This window comes from Variovorax sp. P4_D9, from assembly GCF_056401695.1.
Window position 1 is genome coordinate 1 of record NZ_JBFUIU010000408.1, and the last position, 8,102, is coordinate 8,102.

Below are 8,102 nucleotides of genomic sequence, written 5' to 3' on the forward strand. Positions count from 1 at the left end.
CCGCTGTTCGGCAATCGCTTCATGTCCTCGCACGAGCTGGGTTCGATCGGCATCACGCTGGCGGTGCTGGTGCTGGTGTTCGTGTTTTTCCGCTACACGCCGCTGGGCCTGGCGATGCGCGCGGCGGCGCAGAACCCGGTGTCGAGCCGGCTGGTGGGCATCCGGGTCGGCTGGATGCTGGCCCTGGGCTGGGGCCTGGCGGCGGCGATCGGCGCCATCGCCGGCATCATGGTCGCGCCCGCCGTGTTCCTCGAGCCAAACATGATGGCCGGCATCCTGCTGTATGCGTTCGCGGCAGCCCTGCTCGGCGGCATCGACAGCCCGGGCGGCGCGGTGCTCGGCGGCTTCATCGTCGGCGTGCTCGAGAACCTGGTCGGCGCGGTGCTGGGCACCGAACTCAAGCTGACCGTCGCCCTGGTGCTGATCGTCGGTGTGCTGGTGATCCGGCCCTCAGGCCTGTTCGGCAAAGTCAGCGTCACGCGCGTCTGAGCCATGCGGCAACCATCCACCCCGAACCGCACGGCACCCAAGGCCCAACTGGCGGGCCTGCTGCTGCTGGTCGTGTTGGCCTGCGTGCTGCCCTTCGTGGTCAGCAACTACCGGGTGTTCCAGTTCACGCTGGCGCTGGTCTACGCCATCGCCCTGCTGGGGCTCAACATGCTGACCGGCTACAACGGCCAGATCTCGCTCGGCCACGGTGCCTTCTACGCCATCGGCGCCTATGTGGCGGCGATCCTTATGGACCAGTTCGGCGTGCCCTACTGGCTCACGGTGCCGGCCGCCGGCGCGGTCTGCCTGCTGGCCGGCTTCCTGTTCGGCCTGCCGGCGCTGCGGCTCGAAGGGCTCTACCTGGCGCTGGCCACCTTCGCGCTCGGCGTGGCGATGCCGCAGATCCTCAAGTACAAGCATCTCGAGCACTGGACCGGCGGCGCCCAGGGCATCGTGATCGTCAAGCCCGAGGCGCCCGAATGGACCGGCCTCTCGCAGGACCAGTGGCTCTATTTCGTGGTGTTGGGGGTGCTGATCGTGATGTTCGTTCTCGCCCGGAACCTGCTGCGCGGCCGCATCGGTCGCGCGATGGTGGCGATCCGCGACCAGCCAATCGCGGCCCAGGCGATGGGGGTCGACACCGCCATGGTGAAGTCGTTGACTTTCGGCGTCTCGGCGATGTACACCGGCGTTGCGGGGGCACTGGGGGCGATCGTGGTCCAGTTCGTCGCGCCGGACTCGTTCACCATCTTCCTGTCGATCACGCTGGTGGTGGGCGTCGTGATCGGCGGGCTGGCATCGATCCAGGGCGCGATCTACGGGGCGCTGTTCATCCAGTTCATACCGAACGTCGCCGACCAGATCTCCAAGGCCGCACCGTGGGCGATCTACGGCATTTTCCTGATCGTCTTCATGTACGTGATGCCCACCGGTGTGGCCGGGCTGGTTCGCATCCTCGCCGGTCGCTTGCGGCAACGGCGCGAGCGACAAGAGAGTTCATCGTTGACACAGAAGGAGACATCATGAAATTCAGTCCTTACCGTCGCGCAACCCTGCTCGCCGCGGCCCTGGCCGTCATCGCGGCACCGGCGCTGGCGCAGAAGAAATACGGCCCCGGCGTCACCGACACCGAGATCAAGCTCGGCCAAACCATGCCCTACAGCGGACCGGCCTCGGCCTACGGCACCATCGGCAAGCTCGAGCAGGCCTATTTCAAGATGATCAACGACAACGGCGGCATCAACGGCCGGAAGATCAACCTGATCAGCCTCGACGACGGTTACAGCCCACCGAAAGCGGTGGAGCAGGTGCGCCGGCTTGTCGAGCAGGACGAGGTGCTGGCGCTGTTCCAGACGCTGGGCACGCCGAGCAACTCGGCGATCCACAAGTACGTGAACGCGAAGAAGGTGCCGCACCTGCTGCTGGCCACCGGCGCGACCAAGTGGGCCGACCCCAAGAACTTTCCGTGGACGCTCGGCTTCAACCTGAGCTACCAGGCCGAAGGCCTGATCTACGCCAAGTACTTGATGAAGGAGAAGCCCAACGCGAAGATCGCGATCCTTTATCAGAACGACGACTACGGAAAGGACGTGCTCAAGGGCGTGAAGGATGGCCTCGGTGCGAAGGGCGCCAAGATGGTCGTCTCCGAAGCCAGCTATGAAGTGACCGACCCGACGGTCGACTCGCAGATTCTCACCTTGCAGAACTCCGGCGCCGACACCTTCATCAACATCACGACGCCGAAGTTTGCGGCCCAGGCGATCCGCAAGGCCTTCGACTCGGGCTGGAAGCCGCTGCACATCGTCAACAACGTCGCCGCCTCGGTGGGCTCGGTGCTGGCACCCGCCGGGCTCGACAAGTCGACCGGCCTGCTCACGCTGCAGTACTACAAGGACCCGAACGACCCGCAGTGGAAGGACGACCCGGCGATGCTCGAATGGCGCGCCTTCATGGGCCGCTATTACAAGGAAGGCGACCCGAAGGACGCCGCCAATCTCTACGCCTACCTTGCGGCGCAGACCATGGTTGAGATCCTCAAGCAGTGCGGCAACGATCTCACGCGCGAGAACGTCATGAAGCAGGCCGCCAACATCAAGAACCTGAAGCTGCCGCTGCTCCTGACCGGGATGTCGCTGAACACCTCGCCGACCGACTTCTTCATGGTCAAGCAGGGGCAGCTCGCGCGCTTCACGGGCACGCAATGGCAGGGCTTCGGCGAGGTGCTCAGCACTTCCGATTGAGCTTTCCCCTGTGATACAACCTTCGGAGCATGAGCAAGGCATTCACGAAGGAAAGCGACAGCGACGACGATGACGGCGGCGAAGGCGCCGGCCTGCCGCCGCTGCCCGCTGGCGGCAAGAACTACATGACGCCGGCCGGCTACGCGCGGCTGCGCGCCGAGCTGCTCGACCTGATGGACAACGAGCGGCCGAAAGTGGTCGAGGCGGTGCATTGGGCGGCCAAGAACGGCGACCGCTCCGAGAACGGCGACTATCTCTACGGCAAGAAGCGGCTGCGAGAGATCGATCGCCGGATCCGCTTCCTGACCAAGCGGCTCGAGGTGGCGGAGGTGACCGACCCGTCGGTGCACCGCGGCAGCGACCAGGTGTTCTTCGGCGCCACCGTGCGCTACGCCGACGAGGAGGGCGAGGAGCGCGAGATCACCATCCTCGGCATCGACGAGGCGAACAGCGCCCAGGCGCAGGTCAGCTGGATCTCGCCGATCGCGCGGGCGCTGCTGAAGGCCCGCGAGGGCGATGTGGTGAAGCTGGCGACGCCGGGGGGCGTGCACGAGGTCGAGGTGCTGACGGTCAGGTACCCTGAACCTGGCTGAATCAGATCAGGGCGCCGGCACCGTCCGCGCCGCGGCCAGCACCGACGACGTGCGGCGCGCGGCCCGCAGCACCGCGTCGAGATGCGCGCGGTCGCGCACCGCGATCACGAAGCGCAGGTCGGTCGAATCCTGCGGCGTCTCGTCGGCCATCTCGACGTGGGTGATGTCGGCCTCGGCATCGGCGAGCGTCGCCGCCACCCGTGCCAGCACGCCCTTGTCGTTGCGCACCGTGATGACCACGCCGGTCTCGAAGGTTCGCACCGGCTCGTCGGCCCATTCGACCGCGAAGAATCGCTCGCTGTCCTTGTAGCGCAGGCGCTGGCCGACGCCGCACTCTTCGGTGTGGACCACCAGCCCCTCGCCGTGGCCGAGGTAGCCAACGATGCCATCGCCCGGGATCGGCCGGCAGCAGAGCGCAAAGCGCACCGACGAGTTCTCGCTGCCGTCCAGCGTGACCGCGCCCTGCGACACCCCCTCGTGCGCCGTGAAGCGCTCGCGGCTCAGCATCAGCGCGTCGGGCTTCTCGCCGCGCTCGGCCAAGAGCGCCATCAGCCGCTTGGCCACGATGCTGGCGATGCGCTTGCCCAAGCCGATGTCGGTCAGCAATTCGGAGCGGGTGCGGTTGCCGGTGAAGCGCAGCAGCTTCTCCCACAGCGGCTGGTGGTCGGCGTCGTCCTCGGGCAGCTTGCCCAGGCCCTCGGCGCGCAGCGCCTGGGCCAGCAATTTCTCGCCCAGGCCTTCGGATTCGGCATGCGCCAGGGTCTTGAGATAGTGGCGGATCTTGGAACGGGCGCGGCCGGTGCGCACGAAGCCGAGCCAGGCCGGGTTGGGCGTCGACACCGGCGCCGTGATGATCTCGACCACGTCGCCGTTCTTGAGCTCGGTGCGCAGCGGCACCTGGTCGCCGTTGATGCGCGCCGCCGAGGTGTGGTCGCCGATGTTGCTGTGGATCGCGTAGGCGAAGTCGACCACGGTGGCGCCGCGCGGCAGCGCCATGATCTGGCTCTTGGGCGTGAAGACGTAGACCGCGTCGGGGAACAGGTCGACCTTGACGTGGTCCCAGAACTCGGCGGCGTCGCGGGTCTCGTCCTGAATGTCGAGCAGCGACTGCAGCCACTTGGCGCCCAGGCGCTCGCTGGTCGCCGCGGCGGGCTCCGCCGCCTTGTAGAGCCAGTGCGCCGCGACGCCCGATTCGGCCACCACGTGCATCGCCTCGGTTCGCAGCTGAAACTCGACGTTGACACCCGAAGGGCCCACTAGCGTGGTGTGCAGCGACTGGTAGCCGTTGAGCTTGGCGATCGCGATGTGGTCCTTGAACTTGCCCGGCAGCGGCTTGTACATCTGGTGCAGGATGCCGAGGCCGGTGTAGCAGGCGATCACGGTCGGAACGATCAGCCGGAAGCCGTAAATGTCGGTCACCTGGGCGAAGCTCAGGTGCTTCTCGTCCATCTTGCGGTAGATGGAATAGAGCGTTTTCTCGCGCCCGGCGATGCGCACGCTCATGCCGGCGGCGGAGAAGGAGGTTTCGACCTCCTGCTGCACCTTCTGGATCAGGTCGCGGCGCCGGCCGCGCGCCTTGGCCACCGCCTTCGACAGCACCGAATAGCGCCAGGGCCGCAGGTGCCGGAACGACAGATCCTGCAACTCGCGGTAGGTCTGGTTGAGGCCCAGCCGGTGGGCGATCGGCGCATAGATATCCAGCGTTTCGCTGGAGATGCGGGCCCATTTCTCGCGCGGCGCGTCGTCCAGCGTGCGCATGTTGTGGGTGCGGTCGGCCAGCTTGACCAGGATCACCCGGACGTCGCGCGCCATGGCCAGCAGCATCTTGCGGAAGGACTCGGCCTGGTTCTCCTCGCGGGTGTTGAAGCGCAGCTTGTCCAGCTTGGTGAGGCCGTCGACCAGTTCGGCCACCGGGGCGCCGAAGCGCTCGATCAGTTCGGACTTGGTGACGCCGCAGTCCTCGATCGCGTCGTGCAGCAGGGCGGCCATCAGCGCCTGGGCGTCGAGTTTCCATTCGGCGCACTGCGCCGCCACCGCGATCGGGTGGGTGATGTAGGGCTCGCCGCTGTTGCGCAACTGCCCCAGGTGGGCCTCGTCGGCGAAGCGATAGGCGCGCCGAACCTGCTCGATGTCCTCGGGGCCCAGGTAGTCGAGGCGGTCGGTCAGGGCTGCGAAACTGGCGGCAGCCGCATTCAGCGCTGCGGGACTCGGCCGCAGGGCAGGGGATGCCCCGGTCAGGGGCTTGACGACCGCGCTCATGGCTTGCACTTTAGCTTGGCCGCCCGATCGTCGCATTCAGGCACAAAAAAAGCACCGCGTACGGTGCTTCCTTGTTGCATGTGAGCATCAACTTCTCAGCCGGGGACCTTCTTGAGCATCTCCAGGCCGATCTTGCCCTCGGCGATCTCGCGCAGCGCGGTCACGGCCGGCTTGTTCTTGCTTTCGATCTTCGGGGCGTGGCCCTGGCTCAGCATGCGCGCACGGTAGGTGGCGGCCAGCACGAGCTGGAAGCGGTTCGGGATGTGAACGAGGCAATCTTCGACGGTGATGCGGGCCATGATGATCTTTCGGTGGGCGGACGAGGGGTCGTTTCAGGGAATGTTCAGCGCGGCGAAGGTGTCGGCGCGTGCGCGTCGCTGTGCGGAATAGCGCAGCCGCTGAGCGTGGACGATCGCTTTCAGGTCGAAAAGTGCGCGCTCAAATACCTCATTGATTATAACGAAGTCGAATTCCCCTGCGCGCGCCATCTCTTCGGCGGCGTTCTGGAGGCGCAGTTCGATGATCGAGGCACTGTCCTCGCCGCGGCGCTCGAGCCGTGAGCGCAGCTCTTCCCAGCTCGGCGGCAGGATGAAGATCATCACGGCGTTCGAGAAGGTCTTGCGGATCTGCAGCGCGCCCTGGAAGTCGATCTCGAGGATCACGTCGGCGCCCTGGGCGATGCGCTCCTCGATGGCTTTCTTGGAGGTGCCGTAGCGCTGGCCGTGCACATGGGCCCACTCGACGAAGGCGTCGGCCTCGACCATGGCGTCGAACTCGGGGTGCGAGGCGAAGAAATACTCGCGGCCGTGTTTCTCCTGGCCGCGCGGCGGGCGCGTGGTGTGCGAAACCGAGGGCTGGACGGCGGAGTCGAGCTCCATCAGCGCCTTGACTAGGCTTGATTTGCCGGCGCCGCTGGGTGCAGCGACCACGAAGATGTTGCCGGGATAGTCCATGGATGCTTTGTTCGGTGCCCGGCAGCCCAGGCGCGAGGCGGGCTTCAGCGGCTTGATTCTGGGGAGTCGTCGCGTTGGCGGGAACTTTGTAGTTTATCAGCCGAGGCTGCGGGGCCCGGAGGGCGGTAGCCCGGCGCCAGCAGCGCATTCGCCGCGCCGTAGAGCACCAGCGGGTCGACCAGGCCGAGCGCGTATTCGGGGCCGCGCAGGCTCAGCCCGGGCGAGCAGTCGACGTTCCAGCGGCGCAGCATGTAGCCGGCATTTGTAGCCCTGACCTTGATTCGCAGCACGCCGTCGGGCATGTCGTAGTCGAGCCGGATCACGTCGGGGCGGGGGTGGGTGGGGTGCGGCACCAGTTCGAGCTCGACGATCCGGCTCCACTGGACATCGTGCTCGGCGGTCTCCTGGCGGCCGACTTGGCTGTCGTCGAGCACCACCGGGGACTCGATCCGGGTCAGCACGAAATCTCGGAACTCGGCCGACTTGCGGTCGAAGGCCCGGACGTGCCAGCGAACGCCGGAGTCGACCAGCGCGAAGGGCACCAACTCGCGCTCGCCGGGCTCGCCGGACAGCGAGTGGTAGGTCAGCCGCAGCGCCTTGCCGCGATGGATGGCGCGGGTGACCGGCGCCAGCACGTCCATGCGCGGCACGCTGAGGGCGGTCGGGATTTCGCAGCGCAGCAGCGGCGACAGAGTTTCCGCCGCGCCCTGGCCGAAGCCCTGCGACAGGGCGCTCAGCACGCGCTGCGGCGCATGTTCGAAGAGCGGAGTGAACGAGGCGCTGGGCAGGTAGAGCTTGCGGGCGCCGTCGAAATCGAGGTTGCCCGGCGCCGCCTCGCGGTACTGCGCGATGTCCCGGGTGGCGCCGGCCGGACCGGTGCCGAAACGGGCCACCAGGTCGGAGCGCCGCAGTTCGCCCAGGAAGTACAGCCTGAAATCGATGTACGTCAGGCGTTCGAGCTGGGCGCGGGGAATCGGCGGCATGCGTCGATGGTAACTCGATCGTCACCATAAGAGACCAAAAAGCTGGTCTGACATCATCAAAATGATGATGTAATGGCACAAAGGCATCATCGCACCATGACACGCTTCCTCCACACCGCCGACTGGCAGATCGGTCGCCAGTTCGCCACCTTCGACCCCGCGCACGCCCCGATCCTGGCCGAGGCGCGGATCGCCGCGGTCGAGCGCCTGGCCGCGCTGGCGACCGAGCACCGGGTCGACGCGGTGCTGGTCGCCGGCGATGTGTTCGACGCGCAGACCGTGTCGGATCGCACCGTACGCCGCCTGTTCAATGCGCTGGCAGACTATGCCGGCCCGTGGCTGATGATTCCGGGCAACCACGACGCCGCCCTGGCCGAGAGCGTCTGGACCCGCGCCCAACGCCTGGGCGCCGTGCCGCCCAACGCCCACCTGTTGCTGGCGCCCGAGCTTTGGCTGTTCGAGGCGCGGGGCTTCGCGGTGCTGCCGGCGCCGTTGACGCAGCGCCATACCTACAGCGACCTCACGGCCTGGTTCGACGGCGCCGACACGCCGCCYGGCCTGCTGCGCATCGGGCTCGGGCACGGC

9 protein-coding genes are annotated in these 8,102 nt (G+C 66.9%); 5 read left to right on the forward strand and 4 right to left on the reverse strand.

Going from position 1 to position 8,102, the window contains the following annotated elements:
- The 4 genes from AC1DY5_RS32950 to greB form a co-directional block, all read left to right on the forward strand.
- The coding region (locus tag AC1DY5_RS32950) for a branched-chain amino acid ABC transporter permease (protein WP_478118332.1) at positions 1-489 on the forward strand (489 nt) is incomplete at its 5' end.
- 3 nt (positions 490-492) lie between these two features.
- A complete protein-coding gene (locus AC1DY5_RS32955; RefSeq protein WP_478118334.1) occupies positions 493-1,515 on the forward strand; it encodes a branched-chain amino acid ABC transporter permease in 1,023 nt (340 codons plus the stop codon).
- On the forward strand, positions 1,512-2,729 hold the full coding sequence (locus AC1DY5_RS32960) for an ABC transporter substrate-binding protein (RefSeq protein WP_478118336.1): 1,218 nt from the start codon (positions 1,512-1,514) through the stop codon (positions 2,727-2,729). Before AC1DY5_RS32955 ends, AC1DY5_RS32960 begins: the two co-directional genes overlap by 4 nt.
- Before the next feature lie 29 nt (positions 2,730-2,758).
- On the forward strand, positions 2,759-3,322 hold the full coding sequence (gene greB, locus AC1DY5_RS32965; protein ID WP_478118339.1) for a transcription elongation factor GreB: 564 nt from the start codon (positions 2,759-2,761) through the stop codon (positions 3,320-3,322).
- A gap of 6 nt (positions 3,323-3,328) precedes the next feature.
- Here the strand turns inward: greB and AC1DY5_RS32970 are convergent, their stop codons facing one another.
- From AC1DY5_RS32970 to AC1DY5_RS32985, 4 genes are all read right to left on the reverse strand, one after another.
- Complete coding sequence (locus AC1DY5_RS32970; protein WP_478118341.1) at positions 3,329-5,581, reverse strand: RelA/SpoT family protein; 2,253 nt, start codon at positions 5,579-5,581, stop codon at positions 3,329-3,331.
- A 95-nt stretch (positions 5,582-5,676) separates the two neighbouring features.
- The gene (rpoZ, locus tag AC1DY5_RS32975; RefSeq protein ID WP_019656435.1) at positions 5,677-5,880 is read right to left on the reverse strand and encodes a DNA-directed RNA polymerase subunit omega; all 204 of its coding nucleotides are present in this window, start codon (positions 5,878-5,880) and stop codon (positions 5,677-5,679) included.
- Between the two features lie 33 nt (positions 5,881-5,913).
- On the reverse strand, positions 5,914-6,534 hold the full coding sequence (gene gmk, locus AC1DY5_RS32980; protein ID WP_478118343.1) for a guanylate kinase: 621 nt from the start codon (positions 6,532-6,534) through the stop codon (positions 5,914-5,916).
- 44 nt (positions 6,535-6,578) lie between these two features.
- Complete coding sequence (locus tag AC1DY5_RS32985) at positions 6,579-7,517, reverse strand: helix-turn-helix transcriptional regulator (RefSeq protein ID WP_478118345.1); 939 nt, start codon at positions 7,515-7,517, stop codon at positions 6,579-6,581.
- Between the two features lie 96 nt (positions 7,518-7,613).
- On the opposite strand from AC1DY5_RS32985, the gene AC1DY5_RS32990 reads away from it, so the two are divergent.
- Positions 7,614-8,102 (forward strand): metallophosphoesterase family protein (locus AC1DY5_RS32990; protein ID WP_478118347.1); only part of this gene is annotated, 489 nt, incomplete at its 3' end.